This window comes from Natronococcus occultus SP4 (genome assembly GCF_000328685.1).
In the GTDB taxonomy this organism is placed as follows: Archaea; Halobacteriota; Halobacteria; order Halobacteriales; family Natrialbaceae; genus Natronococcus; species Natronococcus occultus.
The window spans coordinates 770405-788409 of the sequence record NC_019974.1 but is presented as its reverse complement, the minus strand read 5'-3'; the positions used below and the strand labels follow the sequence as shown (position 1 = coordinate 788409).

Annotated in this window: 18 protein-coding genes and 1 tRNA gene; 8 read left to right on the top strand and 11 right to left on the bottom strand. The window is 66.0% G+C overall.

The features are described from left to right. Positions 1 to 8: 8 nt before the first annotated feature. Positions 9 to 1760, bottom strand: coding sequence for an archaeosine synthase subunit alpha (arcS, locus tag NATOC_RS03950; RefSeq protein WP_015320128.1), 1752 nt, complete (start codon positions 1758 to 1760; stop codon positions 9 to 11). Between the two features lie 47 nt (positions 1761 to 1807). Beyond that, on the bottom strand, positions 1808 to 2221 hold the full coding sequence (locus NATOC_RS03945) for a hypothetical protein (RefSeq protein ID WP_015320127.1): 414 nt from the start codon (positions 2219 to 2221) through the stop codon (positions 1808 to 1810). Between the two features lie 100 nt (positions 2222 to 2321). Between NATOC_RS03945 and NATOC_RS03940 the strand changes: the two genes are divergently transcribed. Continuing rightward, positions 2322 to 2576, top strand: coding sequence for a hypothetical protein (locus NATOC_RS03940; RefSeq protein ID WP_015320126.1), 255 nt, complete (start codon positions 2322 to 2324; stop codon positions 2574 to 2576). A gap of 74 nt (positions 2577 to 2650) precedes the next feature. On the opposite strand, the gene tgtA is transcribed toward NATOC_RS03940, so the two are convergent. After that, positions 2651 to 4132, bottom strand: a complete 1482-nt coding sequence (gene tgtA / locus NATOC_RS03935; RefSeq protein WP_015320125.1) for a tRNA guanosine(15) transglycosylase TgtA — start codon at positions 4130 to 4132, stop codon at positions 2651 to 2653. A gap of 229 nt (positions 4133 to 4361) precedes the next feature. Between tgtA and NATOC_RS03930 the strand changes: the two genes are divergently transcribed. Further along, the gene (locus NATOC_RS03930; protein WP_049888643.1) at positions 4362 to 5633 is read left to right on the top strand and encodes a midas domain-containing protein; all 1272 of its coding nucleotides are present in this window, start codon (positions 4362 to 4364) and stop codon (positions 5631 to 5633) included. A gap of 297 nt (positions 5634 to 5930) precedes the next feature. Further along, positions 5931 to 7295: a hypothetical protein gene (locus NATOC_RS03925; protein ID WP_015320123.1), complete on the top strand. Its 1365-nt coding sequence runs from the start codon at positions 5931 to 5933 to the stop codon at positions 7293 to 7295. Positions 7296 to 7342: 47 nt separating this feature from the next. Here the strand turns inward: NATOC_RS03925 and NATOC_RS03920 are convergent, their stop codons facing one another. Further along, positions 7343 to 7897 (bottom strand): NUDIX hydrolase, encoded by a 555-nt coding sequence (locus NATOC_RS03920; RefSeq protein WP_015320122.1) that lies wholly within the window; start codon positions 7895 to 7897, stop codon positions 7343 to 7345. A 227-nt stretch (positions 7898 to 8124) separates the two neighbouring features. On the opposite strand from NATOC_RS03920, the gene NATOC_RS03915 reads away from it, so the two are divergent. After that, entirely contained in the window at positions 8125 to 8400 is a 276-nt protein-coding gene (locus NATOC_RS03915) for a PadR family transcriptional regulator (RefSeq protein WP_015320121.1), read from the top strand. A gap of 165 nt (positions 8401 to 8565) precedes the next feature. On the opposite strand, the gene NATOC_RS03910 is transcribed toward NATOC_RS03915, so the two are convergent. The 3 genes from NATOC_RS03910 to trmY all read right to left on the bottom strand — a co-directional run bounded on the left by NATOC_RS03910 (position 8566) and on the right by trmY (position 10401). Continuing rightward, the gene (locus NATOC_RS03910; RefSeq protein ID WP_015320120.1) at positions 8566 to 9294 is read right to left on the bottom strand and encodes a hypothetical protein; all 729 of its coding nucleotides are present in this window, start codon (positions 9292 to 9294) and stop codon (positions 8566 to 8568) included. A gap of 265 nt (positions 9295 to 9559) precedes the next feature. Then, positions 9560 to 9632 (bottom strand) — tRNA-Pro (locus tag NATOC_RS03905). 172 nt (positions 9633 to 9804) lie between these two features. Further along, positions 9805 to 10401 (bottom strand): tRNA (pseudouridine(54)-N(1))-methyltransferase TrmY, encoded by a 597-nt coding sequence (trmY, locus tag NATOC_RS03900; protein WP_015320119.1) that lies wholly within the window; start codon positions 10399 to 10401, stop codon positions 9805 to 9807. 138 nt (positions 10402 to 10539) lie between these two features. Here trmY and NATOC_RS03895 point away from each other — a divergent pair, with 138 nt between their 5' ends. Continuing rightward, on the top strand, positions 10540 to 10719 hold the full coding sequence (locus tag NATOC_RS03895; protein WP_049888642.1) for an HVO_A0556 family zinc finger protein: 180 nt from the start codon (positions 10540 to 10542) through the stop codon (positions 10717 to 10719). Positions 10720 to 10741: 22 nt separating this feature from the next. Here the strand turns inward: NATOC_RS03895 and NATOC_RS03890 are convergent, their stop codons facing one another. The 3 genes from NATOC_RS03890 to NATOC_RS03880 form a co-directional block, all read right to left on the bottom strand. Then, positions 10742 to 10930 (bottom strand): hypothetical protein, encoded by a 189-nt coding sequence (locus tag NATOC_RS03890; RefSeq protein WP_015320118.1) that lies wholly within the window; start codon positions 10928 to 10930, stop codon positions 10742 to 10744. Between the two features lie 3 nt (positions 10931 to 10933). Continuing rightward, complete coding sequence (locus tag NATOC_RS03885) at positions 10934 to 11137, bottom strand: DUF7511 domain-containing protein (RefSeq protein WP_015320117.1); 204 nt, start codon at positions 11135 to 11137, stop codon at positions 10934 to 10936. Between the two features lie 228 nt (positions 11138 to 11365). Continuing rightward, positions 11366 to 12475 (bottom strand): S1C family serine protease, encoded by a 1110-nt coding sequence (locus tag NATOC_RS03880; RefSeq protein ID WP_015320116.1) that lies wholly within the window; start codon positions 12473 to 12475, stop codon positions 11366 to 11368. 113 nt (positions 12476 to 12588) lie between these two features. Here NATOC_RS03880 and NATOC_RS03875 point away from each other — a divergent pair, with 113 nt between their 5' ends. Then, positions 12589 to 13944 (top strand): tRNA pseudouridine(54/55) synthase Pus10, encoded by a 1356-nt coding sequence (locus NATOC_RS03875; RefSeq protein ID WP_015320115.1) that lies wholly within the window; start codon positions 12589 to 12591, stop codon positions 13942 to 13944. A gap of 12 nt (positions 13945 to 13956) precedes the next feature. On the opposite strand, the gene NATOC_RS03870 is transcribed toward NATOC_RS03875, so the two are convergent. Continuing rightward, positions 13957 to 16068 (bottom strand): alpha/beta hydrolase family protein, encoded by a 2112-nt coding sequence (locus NATOC_RS03870; RefSeq protein ID WP_015320114.1) that lies wholly within the window; start codon positions 16066 to 16068, stop codon positions 13957 to 13959. A 171-nt stretch (positions 16069 to 16239) separates the two neighbouring features. Here NATOC_RS03870 and rnhB point away from each other — a divergent pair, with 171 nt between their 5' ends. Beyond that, on the top strand, positions 16240 to 16914 hold the full coding sequence (gene rnhB / locus NATOC_RS03865; protein ID WP_015320113.1) for a ribonuclease HII: 675 nt from the start codon (positions 16240 to 16242) through the stop codon (positions 16912 to 16914). A 71-nt stretch (positions 16915 to 16985) separates the two neighbouring features. Next, the gene (locus tag NATOC_RS03860) at positions 16986 to 17996 is read left to right on the top strand and encodes a sodium:calcium antiporter (protein WP_015320112.1); all 1011 of its coding nucleotides are present in this window, start codon (positions 16986 to 16988) and stop codon (positions 17994 to 17996) included. The last annotated feature ends 9 nt before the right edge of the window (positions 17997 to 18005 follow it).

Below are 18005 nucleotides of genomic sequence, written 5' to 3'. Positions count from 1 at the left end.
CTCGACGGTCACTTCTCTTCGACGTGGCGGATCTCGCAGGCGATCCCCCGCGTACTCTCGGCCATCTCGCGGCCGAACATCTCGGCGCGGCCAACGCCGAAGGCCTTCGGCCCCTCGACGACGACCTCGTCGCCGACGCGGATCTCCTCGTCGGCGTCGACGATCCCCGGCGCGAGGACGCTGCCGTGGGGGACGAAGCCGTCGATCTCGACGCGCTTCGTCGGGGCGTCGCTGTCGACCCACCGCTTCGCGCCCTCGAGGGTAAAGGAGAGGGTGCCGTACTGGGGGACCATCGTCGCCAACTGGGTGTCCTCGCGGTCCCGAACCTGGATCTTCGGGTAGCGGCTCGTGGTCTGAATGTCCTCGAAGAGCTCGTCGCCCGCGCCGTCGCCCAGCAGGTAGTCCGCGATCGCGCGGACGGTGTTGTGCTCGCGCTCGCGCTTCGAGTACTTCAGCTCGCCCGACAGCGCCCGCTGGAGGTTCGCCAGCGACTCGGTGTCGGTCGGGTGCTCCTCGACGGTGTAGGTCACCTCGAGGTCGAGTTCGTCCTCGACGCGCTCGACGATGTCGCGGTAGCCCTCGTCGGGGACGTGGGCGATGATGGACGGGTAGTCGTTACGCTCGAGATAGCGCTCGAGGACGGCGCTCACGAACCGCTTTTCGTCCTCGGACCAGCGACCCGTGACGACGGTGTCGTAGTGCTGGGCGGGGTAGGTCGTCTCGAGTTCCTGGGGGACGACCCCGATCGGGCTGGTCATCGAGACCAGGTGGGCGCGCCACTGGATCGCGTCGTGGAACTGGCGGTGGCTCTGAGACTCGCTGTAGGGTTTCGCCGCCGAACAGGGCACCAGCACGAGCGGGTTGTCGAAGCGGTTGCGGTACCGGGTCGTCACGCGGTCGGCGTAGCGCTGGATCTCGACCCGGCGGAGGGTGTCCTCGGTCGCGGCGTCGATCTGTGCGTCCCGCAGGATCGGCGTCCGCTCCTCGAGGTAGCCCCACTGCGAGTCGAGCTCGCGCACGGCGGCGGTGAGCCACTGGTCCTGGCGGGCCTGCCCCTCGACGTAGTCGCGCAGTCGGCCGTCGCGGATCCGCCGACGGACGATCCCCAGCTCCGCCTCCAAGGCGTTGACGTTGTGTACGACGCAGTCCTCGCGGGTGAACTCCTCGCGGGGTTGCTGGCAGGCTGGACAGGAGCAGGGCAGCTCTTCCAGGTCCTCCAGGAAGTACGCCTCGTCGGTCGTCAGGTATCGCCCCTGGGTTCCCCGCACGACGGCTGCGGTCTTGTCGAAGAGATCGACGCCGGCGTAGGCTAACACGGCGACATTCCGGGGTGTTGCGACGCCAGAGAAGTAGACGGCGGTGTCGGTCGGTACCCCCTCGCGGACGTCGACGGTCGCCTCGACCAGCGCCGCGCCGTGGCCCGTGATCGACTGGACGTCCGAGACGGCGTAGGCGTCGGTCCCCTCGTCGGCCGCGTCCTCGCTCGAGATCACGGCGACGCTCGGGTAGTCCACGTCGGGATACTCGACGGCGAACGACTCCCTGACCTCCTCGGCGGTCCCGCCCGGGAAACCGCGGTGGGGGAGTACGGTGAGCTGCGAGTCGTCACCTTCCGGTACCGCACGGTCGGCGCTCCACAGCGAGCCCGCGTCCTCGAGGACGTCGTCGACGAGCGCGGGTGTCGTCAGCGAGTCCTCGAGGCGGAGCTCGCCCACGCGCGCGGCCCCGTCGCGTGCGTGTACTTCGAAGTAGTCGGTCATACCGCATCTCGCGCCGGAGCGCGAAAGAGGCTGTCGATAGCCGTCGGCTACGGGCGCTCGGTCCGAGCGTCCGACATCGATCCCGACCGTCCGGGCCACAGCGCGACCGCGAGGGAGAGGCACCCAAGGACGCGCGTGGCGGGAACGACCCACGGCTTCGGCTCGATCGCGTCGGGGTTCTCGTATGCCGCCTCGAGCGCGACCTCCAGAAACGCCCGGGGCTGCAAGGCGGCCGGCAGCCCGAGGACGCCGAACAGCGGTTTGAGTCCGGACCAGGTGGCCCCCCAGTTTCGGACCAGCCAGATTGCGGCGACGCCCTCGAGTCGCGCCAGCGGGAGCGTCCACGGCCGCAGTCGACCGGCGTTTGGATCCTCGAAGGCTCGTCGTTCGCCCCAGGCGACGAGTCGGGCGGGAACGAGGATCTCGATCGCGGCGAACACGAGCAACAGTGGCCGAAGCATACCCTCGGTACGCCGGCGACGGAGAAAAACCCGTACCGTGCGGTCCGATCGCCACCGGGTGCCCCCGCAGATTCAATTCGACCGAACCCGTACCGCCCGTATGTCGCCACCGTCAAGCGACGAGCCGGGGGACGGCGTCGACTCGATCGACGACGACCGAATCGTCGAGGCGATCCGCACCGCGCCGAAACCCGTCGTGAACACGACCTATCTCGCCGGGGAGTTCGACGTTCCTCCGAAAGTGCTGCTCGAGCGTCTCGAGTCGCTGGTCGAGGACGGACGGCTCGAAGGTCACGAGGTCGTCGGCGAGGGGTACCTCTGGTGGCTCTCGATCGACGAGGAACTCGAGAGATAGGACCGCAGTCACGGTCGCCTCGACGTTCCTTTCGGACGTAAACAAAACCGCAAACGGGATCGGAAACGGAGGTACTACTCCGCGTCGCTCGACAGACCGACCCGTTCGACGCGGTCCGGAACGCGGGCGAGGACGTCCGCTGGCCACCCGCGGTGGCCCAGCGCGAACTCGGTGTCGGGGTTGTCCTCGACGAGGCGGGCCACGCCGTCGGCCGCGGCCGCGAGCGCGCCGCGGTCGGTTCGGTCGGGAACCTCGGCGGTCAGCGGGTAGCTCTTCGAGAGCTCGCGGGGGAAGGGTCCGAACGGCGGCTGAACCCGCCAGGTGTCGTCGTACGCGTCGCCGCCGTCGGTGCTCCCTTCGGTGAGAAAGAGCGCGTCGGGAACCGCGAGCCGCTCGAGACGCCGGTGGTGGCGACGCACTTCGGGTCGGCGAGCGCTCTCGTGGGACGTATAGAAGAACGCGCCCTTCGAGACCGGGTCGGAGCGCTCGAGCTGGTCGGCGTGATCGAGCAGCGCCCGGTAGCCGTCGAGCATCGTCGGGTGGGCGCGGGCGCGTTGCTCGACCAGCTCGAGGAGGTTGCCCGCGCGGATCGCCTGCTTGATGCGGCGAATCTCCTCGAACGTGACGTGGAGGTTGTGGGCGGCCAGCTCCTCCTCGCGCTCCCGGTCGGGCAGCGCTCGTAACTCGTCGGGCGAGTGACTGACACAGACCGGACACGAGCACGGCATGTAGTCGAGATCATCGAGGTGGCGCGTTCCGCGAACCGTCAGGTAGCGGTCGTCTCGGGCGTACAGTGCGTAGGCGGCCGAGTCGAACAGATCACACCCCATCGCGACCGCGAGCGCGAACATCATGGGGTGGCCGGCGCCGAAGAGGTGAACGGGCGCGTCGGCGCCCAGACCGCGTTTGGCGCCCGCGACAGCGTCGATCATGTCGTCGTAGCGGTAGTCGTTCATCAGCGGCACGACCGCACCCACGGGGAAGACGTCGAGGTCGGTCTCGGCCGCGTGGCGACCCGCGTCCTCCCGGAGATCGGGGTAGGTCGAGCCCTGGACGGGCGCGTTGACCAGCATCTCGCCGGTGTCGACGTCCGCAGCGATCTCGAGGCGTTCCTGGGTGGTCGCGAGCTCGTCTTCGGCCTGCTCGCGGGAAACGTCCGGTGGCGTCGGGATGTCAACGGGCGTCCCGATGTCGGATCCGATCGCGTGCTGGAACTCGAGGATCTCCTCGGTCGTGACGTCGATCTCGCCGTACTCCGCGAGCTGGAAGGAGCCGGAGTCGGTCATGATCGCGCCTGGGAAATCGAGGACGTCGTGGAGGCCGTCCTCGAGGGCGGCCTCGCGGACGTCGTCGGTGCCGTAGATGATATACGAGTTGGTGATGAGGATCTCGGCGCCGAACTCCTCGGCGAGCCGGCGGGGACTGATCGTGTCCAGATTCGGGTTGATCACCGGCAGCAGCGCCGGCGTTTCGACGGTCACGTCGGCACGCGGGACGGTGAGTTCGCCGATTCGGCCGCCGGCGTCGACGTCCCGGAGTTCGAAGCACTCGCGCATCGACCGACTGTTGGCGAGGGCGTCGGTAAACGTTCCGTTCCGCGATCGGGCGTCCTTGTAGTCGACGGTGCTCGATCCGTGATAGTGGCGGTATCGATTACGGTCACGGAAGGCGATACGATGAACGAGAGATTAGGGACGGTTGCACGGTTCTAAGTAGTCTTTTCTCGACGATAATGGCGTAACAGTCGTCTCGTTTTACTCTCGGGTTGGGTGTACCCCGTTACGCATGGTTTCACGACCGCAGCAACTCGGCGTGGTATTCGTCGTACTCATGGTCGCTCTCTCGGGGGGTCCTGCCCTCGCCGGAGCGTCCACGAGCGCGACCGACAACGCCGGAGACACGAGCGCAACACTCGAGAACGTACAGGTCGAGACACTCGAACTCGATAGCGTTACCGTCGAGGACGCGACTATCGAGGAGCTAAACGTCGAGGAGTTCGACGCTGACGTCCAGGAACTCCAGGACGCTATCGATGCGGAGAACGACGCCGATGAAGCGGACGACGAGGAGAACGACGTCGCCGATGACGAGGAGAACGATGTCGCCGATGACGAGGAGAACGACGTCGCTGACGACGAGGAGGCCGACGAGGTCACCATCACCGATATCGAGCTCGACCAGCTCGAACTCGAGGACGTGACGATGGAGGACTTCGAGGAGGACGCTGAGAACGACGTCGCCGATGACGAGGAAACTGACGACGAGATGATGAACGACGACGATGAGATGATGGATGATGACGAGATGATGGATGACGAGGAGAACGACGTCGCTGACGATGAGGAAACTGACGACGAGATGATGGCCGATGACGAGAACGACGAAACGAACGTGTTCGACGAGGACGCTGACGAGCTCACCATCGAAGAGCTCACCATCGAATCGATGGACGTCGAACAGCTGACCGTCGACGATCTGACCGTCGAGGAGAACGACGTCGCTGACGACGAGGAAACTGACGACGAGATGGTGGATGACGACGAAGAGAACGATGTCGCCGATGACGAGAACGATGTCGCTGACGACGAGAACAACGACGTTACCGACGATGAGGAGAACGACGTCGCCGACGACGAGAACAACGACGTCCAGGAGATGCAGTCACTCACCATCGAGCAGTTCGACGTCGACGAGATCGACGTCGACTCGATGACCGTCGAGTCGGTCGAAGAAGCCGACGAGAACGACGTTGCCAACGACGAGGAGAACGACGTCGCTGACGACGAGGAGAACGATGTCGCCGATGACGAGGAGAACGACGTCGCTGACGACGAGGAGACCATCTCGCAGGCCTCCGCGTCGATGATCGAGATCGGTGACGCGACCGTCGAGTCGCTCACACTCGCCGACGCCGACGAACTCGACGACGTTGAAGAAAATGATGTCGACGAGGATGACGACGACCTGCTAGATGACGACGAGGACGAAGATGAAGACGATGGCCTGCTCAACGACGATGACGAGAACGACGACGGACTGCCGTCGATCCTGAGCTAATCGGGACGGCCCCAAGCGCGGATCGCCGTTCGCGGTTCGATCGAGTCCTCGATCGAACCTGTCGTTCGTTTTTCGCCGATCGAATATCCTGGTAAGCTCTCGTTCACATTGCTCTGAAATAATATTGCAGCAATCGCAAGCACAACAAGGATTCTGCTCCACAAAGTGGCTGATTTCCACTAACTTTCTTCTCTCACAGCCCGGCCGTCCGTCGCCGGCACTAATCGATATTTTCCCGAAAATAATGATGTAACAGTCCCCTCGCTTTAGTCTCGGTCTGGCTGTAGGCCGAGGTGCATGGTCCCACGACTGCAGCAATTTGGCGTGGTGTTCGTCGTACTCATGGTCGCTCTTTCGGGAGGAGCTAGCCTCGCCGGAGCGTCCGTAAGCACGAGCGACGCCGGAGACACGAGCGTAACACTCGAGAACGTACAGGTCGAGACACTCGACCTCGATAGCGTTACCGTCGAGGACGCGACGATCGAGGAACTCAACGTCGAACAGTTCAACGTCGACGAAGAGGAACTCGAGGCGGAACTCGACGACGATGAGGAGAACGACGTCGAGGAGGAGGAAAATGACGTCGCTGACGACGAAGAAAACGACGTTGCCGACGATGCAGAGAATGACGTCGTCGACGACGAGGAGAACGATATCGCTAACGAGGACAATGACGTTGGTGAGGAACTCATGCTTACCGACGTCGAGATCGAGTCGCTCGAACTCGAGGACGTGACGATGGAAGACCTCGAACTCGAAGAGGACGAAATGAACGATGTCGCCGACGACGAGGAGAACGACGTCGCTGACGACGAGATGAACGACGACGATGAGATGATGGATGACGAAGAGAACGACGTTGCCGATGACGAGGACAACGACGTCGCTGATGACGAGAACGATGTCGCTGACGACGAAGAGAACGATGTCGCTGACGACGAAGAGAACGACGTCGCTGACGACGAGGACGTCGACCTGATCGACGAGGAAGCTGACGAACTCGTCGTCGAGGACCTCACCATCGAGACGATGGACGTCGAGGAGATGAACATCGACGAGCTGACCGTCGAGGACGATGGCATTATCGACCAGATCGGCGACTGGTTCGAGGGTATCTTCGACGACGATGACGAGGACGAAGAGAACGATGTCGCTGACGACGAGAACGACGACATCGCCGATGACGAGAACGATGTCGCTGACGACGAAGAGAACGACGTCGCTAACGACGACGATGACGAGGTAGTCGATGACGAGGACGACGAGGTCGAGACACAGGAGATCGAGCAGCTAACCATCGAGCAGTTCGACGTCGACGAGATCACGTTCGACTCGATGACCATCGAATCCCTCGAGGACGTCGAGGAAGAAGACGACGACATTGCTGACGACGAAGAGGAGAACGACGGGGTCGCTAACGACGAGGACGACGAAATCGCCAACGACGATGATGAAGAGAACGACGAGGCCGCGGACGAAGTCGTCACGCAGGCTTCCGCGTCGGTGCTCACGGTCGGTGACTCGACCGCCGAGACGATCACCCTCGATATGGACGAACTCGAGGAGGCCCTCGACGAGGAGATCGACGACGAGCCCGAGGAGGATAACGACGTGGACGACGAGAACGACGGCGACGACGAGGAGCTCTCGATTATCGCCTGAACGGCGCGAGAGACCGGTCGGTCACTTTTTTGTCGAGGCTGGAACTGCTACTGCCCGTCCTCGAACAAGCGGTAGTACGACAGCGCCAGGACCGTTCGACCGTCGCGGATCTCGCCCTCCCGGACAGCCTCCGTGAGCTCCGCGAAGCTCGTCGGAGCGACCCGAATGCTCTCGTTGTGATCGAGTCGCTGCTCGGCCGTCGGCTGGCAGCCGTCGGCGACGAAAAAGTGCATAACCGAGTCCGCGAGCCCGTTTGCCGGTTCGACCGTCACGAGTGGCTCGATGCGGTCGGCCTCGTGACCGGTTTCCTCGGCGAGCTCGCGCCGGGCCGCAGTCTCAAGGTCGTCGTCGTCCGGTTCGGTGCTCCCGACGGGAACGCCGCGACTAACCCGCGAGACCGCCTGGCGCCACTCCTCGATGCAGACGACGTCGCCATCGGGCGTAAAGGGGAGGACGCAGACACTCGCGGGCTCCGAGAGGTAGTCGAACTCGGTTTCGGTCCCGTCCGGAAGCCGAACGGTCTCGGTGATCACGTCGAATCCCGGACAGGAGTACGATGTTCGGTCCTCGAGGGTCTCCCAGGCGAGCGGATCGGTCGACATACCTCGGCGTAGGATCGTCCGCATCAAAAACACCCCGCAACGCGACTAGACGAGCTCCCCGAACCGGGTGTCTTCCCCGACCGTGCGCGATTCGTTCCGACGCCGGGCGAGCGTCCTCGCGGGCTCGAGTGGTGGATGTATCCGTCGCTTAACGGCTACAGTCTCGCGGCTGTTCAGTGTATAACAAAGCCACGAATGGGTGAACGTCCCCACTCAGAGGAACCCCCATGGACGAACTCACCGGCTTCCAGCGCGACCTGCTGTACGTCATCGCAGGGAAGGATCGACCGTCGGGACAGGAGATTCTCGACGACATCAACGAGTACATCGACCAGCCCGTCACCCACGGTCGGCTGTACCCGAACCTCGACGCGCTCGTCGAGAAAGAGCTCATCGAGAAGGGCCAGCTCGACCGTCGGACGAACTACTACGCTCTGACGCCGAACGGGCGTCGCGAACTCCAGCGGCGCCAGGAGTGGGTCGACCAGTACGTCGACGTCTGACCCCGCCCAGCCTGTGGTGCTTCCGGAAACGACGGTCCTCGAGCGACGCGACCGCGACGGTCCGCGATCGGAGGGCCGACGCCGAAGCCGCGGGCTCGTCGGGACTCGCACCGACGAGGACGGAACGGGGAGCTTACAGCCCGTCGCGTCCGTCGTAGGCACACCCTACGGCGTCGTTTCGAAGGCGACGCGGGAGAGGTCGGCCTCGAGGTCGGCGACGTCCTCGTTGAAGGATTCGACGAAGGCGCCGACGTCGTCGACGAGCCGACGGACCTCCGGCGCCGGCGCGGGGCCGTACTGCGAGAGCAGGTAGGTGCCGTCCGAGCCGCCGACCCGCAGGTAAGAGACCGCGTCGCCGTCCCACTTCAGCTCCCAGCGGGTGCCCGAGACGGTCGTCCGGTAGGTGCCGTACTCGCCGTCGTAGCGGTGGAGCTCCTGGGCCATCGCGGTCGCGGCCTCCCGGATCCGCTCGAGGATGCGATCACGCTCGGCAGCCAGCTCCGCCGCGCTCGCGACCGGCGGGAACGACGTGGCCGCGTCGTCGAACAGCCCGTCGAACGACTCGACGTACTCGTTGAACGTCTCGACGAACGCGTCGTAATCCGCAAGCGCTCGCTCGAGCGCCTCCGGCTCGGGCGGCTGCTTGCTCGAGACGGCGTAGATCTCCGAGCCCGAACCCGGCTCGAACCGGAGATACTGGACGTCGCCGGCCTCGTACTTCAGCGTCCACTCCCCGTCGGCAGTCTCGAAGGTTCGCTGGCCGTAGTCTCCGCCCTGGATGACGGCCAGCTGACGGGCCATCTCACCGGCGTGGGCGCGAACGCTGGCGGCGACCTCGTCGCGTCGTGTCGCGACGTTGTCGGCCGAGACGACATCGTCGAATGCGTCGGTCATCGTCCGTCCGAGGGGTCCGAGTCCAGTAACGGTTTGGGTTTCGACCGCTCTCGACGACTCGCCCCACGAGGACGGCACGTCCTCGCTTGCGGCCGCCGTGACTCGTCCTTACCTCGGGACCGAACCGACAAACCCATGCGCTGTATTCCTCCTCCCACGGAGGACTCGCTTCGCCCATCCCGCTTGCTCTCGCTCACTTCGCTCGTGAGAACGTGGTTACGGCCACCCGAAGGCCGTCGCTATCGAGGACGAACGTGGGGAAAAGTGGGCCGGCGCGAATTCGAATCGCGGTTACGGCCACCCGAAGGCCGAAGGATACCAAGCTACCCCACCGGCCCGCAACTGGATTGTGGATGGCCGTTCGTTTAACGCTTCCGAAAGCGAGCCTCGGATCGGCTGTATGCTGGTCCCGAGGCCACGTTCGGTCCCGTCTCTCGATCGCTCCCGCTCGGACCGGTTATCAACTTCCGAAGTCCTGGGATACGTTCGCAACCGTCGGCTAACACCCACCTAAAACCGCTCGTAGCCGTCGGTGTCGAGCCAGTGGTGAGCGACGGTGACCGCCTGGTCGGCGTGAAGGAGCTCGGGTCCGAGCCGAAGCCGTCGGTCGGCTGCGGACTCCAGCAACTCGGCTTCCTCGGGCGTAAAGTCCAGATGATCCGAGAGGACGAAGATCGGATCCTCGAGCGGGTCGGCGTCGGTGACCGGGTCGCTGTCCTCGTGGAGCTGGACGACGGCTCCGTCGTCGGCGACGTCCTCGAGGGTCGCCTCGAACCCGCGGCGGTAGAGCTCGACGCCGGGGCTGGGTTCGGCCGGCATCGCGCCGATCGCTTCCTCGCGGTGTTCGAGGGCCTTCCGGACGAGCGCGGCCGTGCTCCGCTCGTCGGGGTTGAGCCGCCTGAGCTCACTCCCGTCGAAGCTGATCGTGAACTCGTCGCGTGCGACGAGATGAACCCGGACGTCCTCGCGGATACCATGAGAGGTGACAAACGCCGCGGTGATCGAGCGACAGAGCGCGTCGAGTCGTCCGGCCCCGCCCGCGAGGTCGTCGAGGGAAAAGGAAGGGTCGGTCGGAATCTCGTGACCGATGAGTACGAACTGGCGCATACCGGATCGACGCGGGCCGAAGTCATAGGGACGGCGATTCCGACCACCGAACGGGACGAACTCATCCTCGCTCGCAACAGGACGTTGCATGCTCAGGGCGAACTGTTACACCTCCGACAGGCGGCAGTGATGGGTAGTATGTCGAAACCGCAGTCAGGCGTCGGGAATCAGCGGCAGCTGCTCGCGATCTTGGCGGGACGTCCGTGTCCGGTCTGCTCGGACGGCGAACTCGAACGCGGCGAGTACAAGGACAACGCCGCCGCGATCTGCGACGAGTGCGGGACGCCACAGGCGCAGGTCTGGCGCCCCTCCGAGTAACCGTTACGGGGACCGACGGACGTCACCGGATCCGGGATCCGTCGTACCCGTGACCGACGATCAGCGCGAGCGCGTGAACGACCAGCAGACCGAACAGTAGCGACAGCGCTTGCACCGAATCGATGCCGGTGATAAACACCGGCAGGTAGACGATCGGGAGGAGGGTCCCGATCCAGAACCCGATCGCGGTGACGGTACTCCAGGCGTACATGGGTTATCGCATCGACTCGAGCCTGACGAACCCGTCGTCGTGAGCGGCGATCCAGTTCGTCATCAGTTCGATATCGCTCGCGTCCCGGGGGAACATCGCACACTCGTTGGGAGCGTCGCTGTGCTGGATCGTGACGCTGTCGAGTTCGATGCTGGCGTCCTCGAGAGCGGACTGGCTGGTATCGACGTCGTGTGTGTTGTCAGTCATGGTGAACAGGCGGCCGTCGCGCCGGTATCGTCTACTGCGGATCCCACCATTGTTATCGAGGATTTAACCGTTCGGTCCGAAGCGGTAGCGTGGGCCTCAGACCTCTTTCGGTCCGTTTAATCACTTGTAAAAGAACGTACCTATCAAATACAGGTATGGAGCAGTTATCCGATACGTCCGGCACTGAGAGCTCCGTTCGCAGCGAAGAACGGTCCGTGGCGGCACCGATCAGTTCGGCTGCGGGCGCGATCCGAGCGTCAGGTCGACCGTCCGGGGTTCGCCGTCGCGGAGCAGTTCGACGCTGACGGTCTCACCGGGACTGGTCTCGAGTGCGAGGTACGTCGAGAGCGCATGGCGGTCCGGGATCGGCTCCTCGTCGATCGAGCGGATGACGTCACCGCCGACCGGAACGGGCTCTCCGCCCCGTTCAACCGTCCCGTCGGCGGCTTCGAGAGCGCCGAGCGCGGGTTCCTGGATCGTCTCGGTGACGATCACGCCCGCCGCCTCCTCGAGGTCGTTCTCCTCGGCGACGAAACGATCGACGGTCGCGAGCGCGATTCCGAGGAACGGATGCTCGTATTCGCCGTCCTCGATGAGTGCAGGAACGACCCGTCTGGAAAGGGCGGCCGAGATCGCGAATCCGATGTTGTCCCCGCCGCCGGCGTTGACGACCCCGACGACGTTCCCGTCGAGATCGACCAGCGGGCCGCCGCTGTTTCCGGGGTTGACAGCCGCGTCGGTCTGGACGACGTTCGGGAAGGTAAACTCGCCGTGGGGTGCCGGCACCGTCCGATCGACGCCGCTGACGATCCCAGCGGACATCGACCCCTCGAGCCCGTAGGGGTTGCCGATCGCGAGGACTTCCTGTCCGACGACGGGACGGGTCTCGGAGAGACCGAGCGGGGTTGCGTCCTCGGGAACGTGGTCGGCCTCGAGGACGGCGAGGTCGCTGATCCGGTCGCTTCCCAGCAGTCGGGTGCCCGACCAGTCGCCGTTGATGTACTGGAGATCGATCTCCGTTCCGCCGGCGACGACGTGTTCGTTGGTGACGATGTAGTCGTCGTCGACGACGAACCCCGATCCCTGTCCCTGGCCCTCCTCCTCGGTGTAGGGGTTCTCGATCCCGAGGACGCGAATCTGCGTTACCGAGTCGATAAGTCCCTCGTAGACGTCGGTGTAGGTCGATCCGTCCGCGCGGTTCTCGCGGTCGATCTCGTGGGCGGAGCCGCCCTCGATCGAGCTCTCGGTTCGCGGTTCGGCGCAGCCGGCGACCAGTCCGGCGATTCCGGCGCCCGCGGCCGCGAGGACGCCGCGGCGGCTCGGTCGATACTGGTCCATACTGACGGGTCGTACCGAGCGTATTTGAACCTCGTGGGACGGTCCGGCGCGGTGATCCGTTCCGATTCGTCGAATGGAAAACGTGTTACCCGCGGCCTCCCGAGTGGACGCATATGAGTACCGAGGACGCCCGCGCGCTGCTCTCGACGGGATCGGTCTGTGACTCCTGTCTCGGCCGTCCGTTCGCCGAGCGGAGCTTCGGGCTGACCAACGCCGAGCGAGGGCGGGCACTGCGGACGACGATTGCGATCGAGGACGATACCGACTTCGAACCCGTCGACCCCGACGCCTGCTGGGTCTGCGAGGGGTACTGTGCCGCGTTCGACGCGATCGCCGAGACGATCGTTGACGAGCTCGAGGGCGTCGACTTCGCCACCTACCAGGTCGGCACCCGCGTCCCCCCGCTCGTCGAGGAGAACGATCGGCTCCTCCGTGAGGACGCGAGTCTCGAGCCCGACGTCGGCGAGTCGCTCAAACGCGAGATGAACCGCGAGGTCGGTCGCCGGGTCGGCTCGAAAACGGGCGCCGAGGTCGACTTCGATCGCCCGGACGTCCTCGCGGTCGTCGACCTCGAGGCGTTCGACCCTCTCGAGTTCGCCGCCGACGAAACGGTCACGAGCCACGCGGTCGACGTCCAGATCAACCCCGCGTTCGTCTACGGTCGCTACCGCAAGCTCGAGCGGGACATCCCCCAGACGGAGTGGCCCTGCCGGGAGTGTGGCGGCAGCGGCGTCCAGCTCGGCGACGACGGCGAGGAGCCCTGTGACTACTGTGGCGGCTCGGGCTACATGTACGACACCAGCGTCGAGCAGGTCGTCCGTCCCCACGTCGTCGCGGCGATGGACGGCGAGGAGGGAACCTTCCACGGCGCGGGCCGGGAGGACGTCGACGCCCGGATGCTCGAGGAGGGTCGGCCGTTCGTCCTCGAGGTCAAGCGGCCGAAGCGTCGCGACCCCGATCCCGCCGAGCTCGAAGCGACGATCAACGACGCGGCCGACGGCGCGGTGGCGGTCGAGGGGCTGCGACTCGCGACCTACGAGATGGTCGAACGGGTGAAAGAACACGACGCGAGCAAACGGTACCGCGCCGACGTCGAGTTCGCCGATCCCGTCGCCGAGGACGCGTTCGAGACCGCACTCGAGGAGCTCTCGGGAACGACCGTCGAGCAGTACACGCCCCAGCGGGTCGACCACCGACGTGCGGGCCTGACCCGCGAGCGCACCGTCTACGAGATCGACGGCGACCTCCGCGAGCCCACCCGGGCGGAGGTCCGCCTCCACGGCGAGGGCGGCCTCTACGTGAAGGAGCTCATCAGCAGCGACGAGGGCCGCACCGAACCCAGTCTGGCGGGCCTGCTCGGGACCGACGCCGACGTGACGGCACTCGACGTCACCGGCGTCGAGGGCGAGGACGAGCCGTTCGCACTCGAGGCGTACTTCCGCGACGAGCCCCGGGCCGGCACCGAATAGCGCGACCGTCGATCAGCCATCCGTTCGGTTCTCGACCCCCGGATCGTGGGTTTCGTACCACGCTAGCACCTGCTCGAGGCGGTGGATCGCCCGATCGGGGTCGCCGATGTTGTGGTGTTCGTCGGGGTAGACGATCAGCTTCGCGTCGACCCCCTGCTTGCGCGCAGCGGTGTAGAGCTGTTCGGACTGGCTGGGCGGACAGCGCCAGTCCTCGCCACCCGCGGTCACGAGCAGCGGCGTATCGATCTCACCGGCGTCGAGGATGGCCGAGGCCGCGTCGTAGTTCTCCGGGTTCTCCCAGGGGAGGCCGAAGTCGGCCTCCATCCAGTTGTGCGAGTCGCCGGTTCCGAAGTCCGCGCGCAGGTCGTAGATGCCGTGCTCCGGCGCGGCCGCGGTCAGCAGGTCTGTCTGTGTGACGAGGTAGCCCTGAGCGATGCCGCCGTAGGAGAAGCCGTAGCCGAAGACGCGGTCGCGGTCGACCCAGCCCCGATCGGCGAGATCCTCGACCCCTGCGACGACGTCGTCGACCTCCGCAGTGCCCCAGCGGCCGCGCAACACGTCGGCGAACTCCCGTCCGCGGGAGGTGCCGCCCCGGTAGTTCGGGCGGAAGAGCACGTAGCCCCGACTCGTCAGCGCCGCGTGGGCGAAGCTGAACACCGGCTCGTCGTAGGACAGGGGCCCGCCGTGGATCGCCACCACGAGTGGGTGGGAGCCGTCCTCGAGGTCGATCTCCGGGTCGTGGTAGACGACCCCGTCGATGGTCCAGCCGTCGGACTCCCACTCGACCCGGCGCGCCTCCGGCATCGGGTACGAGTCGGTGAGATCCGCGTTGACCGCGGAGAGCCGCCGGAGCGACGCGGGCGGCTCGTCCGCCCCGAGATCGTCGACCGCGACCGAGTGGACGTCCGTCCCCTCCTGAGGATGCGAGAACACGACCGCGGCCGTCGAGCCGTCGTCGGCGACGTCGAACGCGAGGATCGCCCGGTCGTCGCCCTGGGCCTCGAAGGTTCGCTCGGCCGGGCCGTCGATTCCGGCGCGAACGAGCCTCGTCCTGGCCTCGTCGCCGACGAGGGTGTAGGCCGCGTCCTCGACCCAGTCGATCGTTCCCGAGCGGGCGACGCCCCTGTCGAGGTCGGCCGTCAGCGACCGCGGCTCCTCGCCGTCGTGGTAGTAGACCTCGTCGGGCTTCGACCAGTCCTCCGGATCGCGGACGACGAAACCGAGCGTCCCGTCCTCGCGCCAGGACGGTCGCGTACACGACCACTCGCCGTCGGTCAGCCGCCGCAGGTCCGAGCCGTCGGGAGCGATCGTGTACACGTCCCGGACCAGCGTGTCGTCGGGCCGCTCGAGTCGACACGACGTGAAGGCGATGCGGTCGGTCGGACCCCAGCGGGGCTCCATCCCCGTAAGATCCTGGAACGCACCGCCGCCGTAGGCGTCGTCCAGACGCTCGGACTTGCCCGATTCGCGGTCGACGACGAACAGGTAGCTCGTTACGTCGTCGGTCCAGCCGGTCCCGTCGACCTTGTGCTGGAGGCGCGTCGCCTCGATCGGGCCACCCTCGCGCACCTGTTCGAGATACTCTTGCTCGTCGTCGGTCGGATCTCGCGCGGCGATCACGAATCGGTCGCCGTCCGGGCTCCAGTCGAACTCCGCGACGCCCTCCTCTCGGTCGGTCACCTGCCGGGCGTCACCGCCTCGAGCGAGGTCGAACAGCCACACCTGTCGTTTCGGCTCGTCATCCGACCCGGAATCGTTCGCATCATCGTCCGCCGGACCGGTCTCCGCGTCTCCGTTCGGCGCACTCGAGTCGTCCTCGTCCGCCGCCCGATCCTGCCATCCGACTCGCCGCTCGACATCCGTCTCTCGCGCGGCCAGAAACGCGAGTTCGTCTCCTGATGGGCTCCAGGCCGGACTCGAGGCGCCGGCGACGGTCGTCAACCGGTGGGGATCCCTCGCGCCGTCCGTCGGAACGACGAACAGCGAGGCGACGGCCTCGTCGGCGTCCTGTTCGTACTCGGTCGCGGTGAACGCGACCCGATCGCCGTCGGGCGAGACCGCGACGTCGGTGATCTCCGCGAGGTCGTAAAACGCTTCTAGTGGAAGCTCGGTTCGTTCGGTCACGCCAACTACGTTTCATCGACCTGCAATATGTGTTGCGGGCCCACCCGGAACCGTCTCGCAGGAGCTGTTCGACCGTCTCGGGGGACGACCGCGGGCGAGATGGCATTCGGAGGACGAATTCGGTGTTCGAACAACGAAACGGTTTAGCGGGTCGCGACGGATCGTCGAGCCATGCCATTCGGCGTCGACGAGGCGGGGAAGGGGCCCGTACTGGGCTCGATGTTCGCCGCAGCCGTCCACGTTTCGGAGCCCGACGCGCTCCCGGAAGGGATCGCGGATTCGAAGCGCCTCGCACCCGAGCGCCGCGAGGAGCTGGACGCGACCCTGCGCGAGGACGACCGAATCGCCGTCGGCGTCAGCGAGATCACGCCTCCCCTGATCGACGACCCCGAGACCGACATGAACTCGCTGGCGGTCAGGGCCCACGCCGAGGCGATCGAAGGGGCCCTCGAGGCCGCCGAGCTTCCTGCCGATCCGTCGGCGTCCGGCCGCTGTGACGCCTGCGACACCGACGCCGACCGCTTCGCTCGGCGAGTCGCCGACACCTGCGAGCCCGAACGCGACCTCGAGCTCGAACTGACGGCCGCACACGGCGCCGACGACGAGGACCCGATCGTCGGCGCGGCCAGCGTCGTCGCCAAGGTCGAACGCGACGCCTCGATGGCCGCGCTGGCCGACGAGTACGGCTCCGTCGGCAGCGGCTACCCGAGCGATCCGACCACGCGGGAGTTCCTCGAGTCCTACGTCGCCGACCACGGCGAGCTGCCGCCCTTCGCCCGCGAGTCGTGGTCGACCTGTGCGGACGTCCTCGCCGACGCCGAGCAGACGGGTCTCGGGCAGTTCTGATGGATCGATCCCTGTCGGCTGCATGTCGCCGTTTTATGCGCGGTCCCGACCTACGTCGTAGCTGATACGTCGTGCTCGATGTCGTCTTACTGCTCGGCCTCGCTGCAGTCGCGACCGGCGTCGTCTGGAAGGGCAGTGTCTGGCTCGAGGACGCGGCCGATCGGCTCGCGGTCGGCTACGGCGTCCCCCCGGTCGTCCAGGGAGCGGTGATCGCCGCGGTCGGCTCGAGCATGCCCGAACTGGTGAGCGTGCTGCTTGCGACCCTGGTCCACGGCGAGTTCGAACTCGGCGTCGGCGCGATCGTCGGCTCGGCCGTCTTCAACCTGCTCGTGATCCCGGGGCTCGCCGTACTGGTTGGTTCCGGAGAGATGGAAACGAGCCGAAAGCTCGTCTACAAGGAGGCGCTGTTCTACATGCTCGCGGTCGCCGTGCTCCTGTTGACGTTCTCGCTGGCGGTGATCTACTACCCCCTCGAGGGGGCCGGACTGCAGGGGGAGGTCACGCGGTGGCTCGCGCTGTTTCCCCTCGCGCTGTACGGGCTCTACGTGTTCACCCAGTACCTCGACGCGACCGAGGACGCGATCGCGGCCGATCGCTCCGTGAACCGTCGCCGAACCTGGCTGTGGTTCGGGGCCGGGCTGGTCGTCATCGTCGTCGGCGTCGAGGGACTCGTCCGGGCCGCGATCGGGCTCGGCGACGCCTTCGGCACCCCCGCCTTCCTCTGGGGGATGATCGTCGTCGCCGCGGGCTCGAGCGTGCCCGACGTCTTCGTCAGCATCGCCGCAGCCCGCGCGAATCGCCCGTCGGTCAGTCTCGCGAACGTCCTGGGGAGCAACGTCTTCGACCTGCTGGTCGCGGTTCCGGCCGGCGTGCTGGTCGCGGGCTCGCTTGCGATTACGTTCGCTCACATCGTCCCGATGATGGCGTTTCTCGTCCTCGCGACGGTCGTCTTCTTCGCGATCGCCCGGACCGATATGCTGCTCTCGGAGCGAGAGGCCTGGCTACTGTTGGGTTCGTACGGGATATTCGTCGGCTGGCTCGTCCTCGAGAGTCTCGGGCTCTCGAACGTCGTTCCGACGTGAAAAGCGGCG

Coding starts and splice junctions, on each gene's coding strand:
- arcS (WP_015320128.1), bottom strand. CDS start 1,760: ATGACCGACTACTTCGAAGTACACGCACGCGACGGGGCCGCGCGCGTG.
- NATOC_RS03945 (WP_015320127.1), bottom strand. CDS start 2,221: ATGCTTCGGCCACTGTTGCTCGTGTTCGCCGCGATCGAGATCCTCGTT.
- NATOC_RS03940 (WP_015320126.1), top strand. CDS start 2,322: ATGTCGCCACCGTCAAGCGACGAGCCGGGGGACGGCGTCGACTCGATC.
- tgtA (WP_015320125.1), bottom strand. CDS start 4,132: ATGCGCGAGTGCTTCGAACTCCGGGACGTCGACGCCGGCGGCCGAATC.
- NATOC_RS03930 (WP_049888643.1), top strand. CDS start 4,362: ATGGTTTCACGACCGCAGCAACTCGGCGTGGTATTCGTCGTACTCATG.
- NATOC_RS03925 (WP_015320123.1), top strand. CDS start 5,931: ATGGTCCCACGACTGCAGCAATTTGGCGTGGTGTTCGTCGTACTCATG.
- NATOC_RS03920 (WP_015320122.1), bottom strand. CDS start 7,897: ATGTCGACCGATCCGCTCGCCTGGGAGACCCTCGAGGACCGAACATCG.
- NATOC_RS03915 (WP_015320121.1), top strand. CDS start 8,125: ATGGACGAACTCACCGGCTTCCAGCGCGACCTGCTGTACGTCATCGCA.
- NATOC_RS03910 (WP_015320120.1), bottom strand. CDS start 9,294: ATGACCGACGCATTCGACGATGTCGTCTCGGCCGACAACGTCGCGACA.
- trmY (WP_015320119.1), bottom strand. CDS start 10,401: ATGCGCCAGTTCGTACTCATCGGTCACGAGATTCCGACCGACCCTTCC.
- NATOC_RS03895 (WP_049888642.1), top strand. CDS start 10,540: ATGTCGAAACCGCAGTCAGGCGTCGGGAATCAGCGGCAGCTGCTCGCG.
- NATOC_RS03890 (WP_015320118.1), bottom strand. CDS start 10,930: ATGTACGCCTGGAGTACCGTCACCGCGATCGGGTTCTGGATCGGGACC.
- NATOC_RS03885 (WP_015320117.1), bottom strand. CDS start 11,137: ATGACTGACAACACACACGACGTCGATACCAGCCAGTCCGCTCTCGAG.
- NATOC_RS03880 (WP_015320116.1), bottom strand. CDS start 12,475: ATGGACCAGTATCGACCGAGCCGCCGCGGCGTCCTCGCGGCCGCGGGC.
- NATOC_RS03875 (WP_015320115.1), top strand. CDS start 12,589: ATGAGTACCGAGGACGCCCGCGCGCTGCTCTCGACGGGATCGGTCTGT.
- rnhB (WP_015320113.1), top strand. CDS start 16,240: ATGCCATTCGGCGTCGACGAGGCGGGGAAGGGGCCCGTACTGGGCTCG.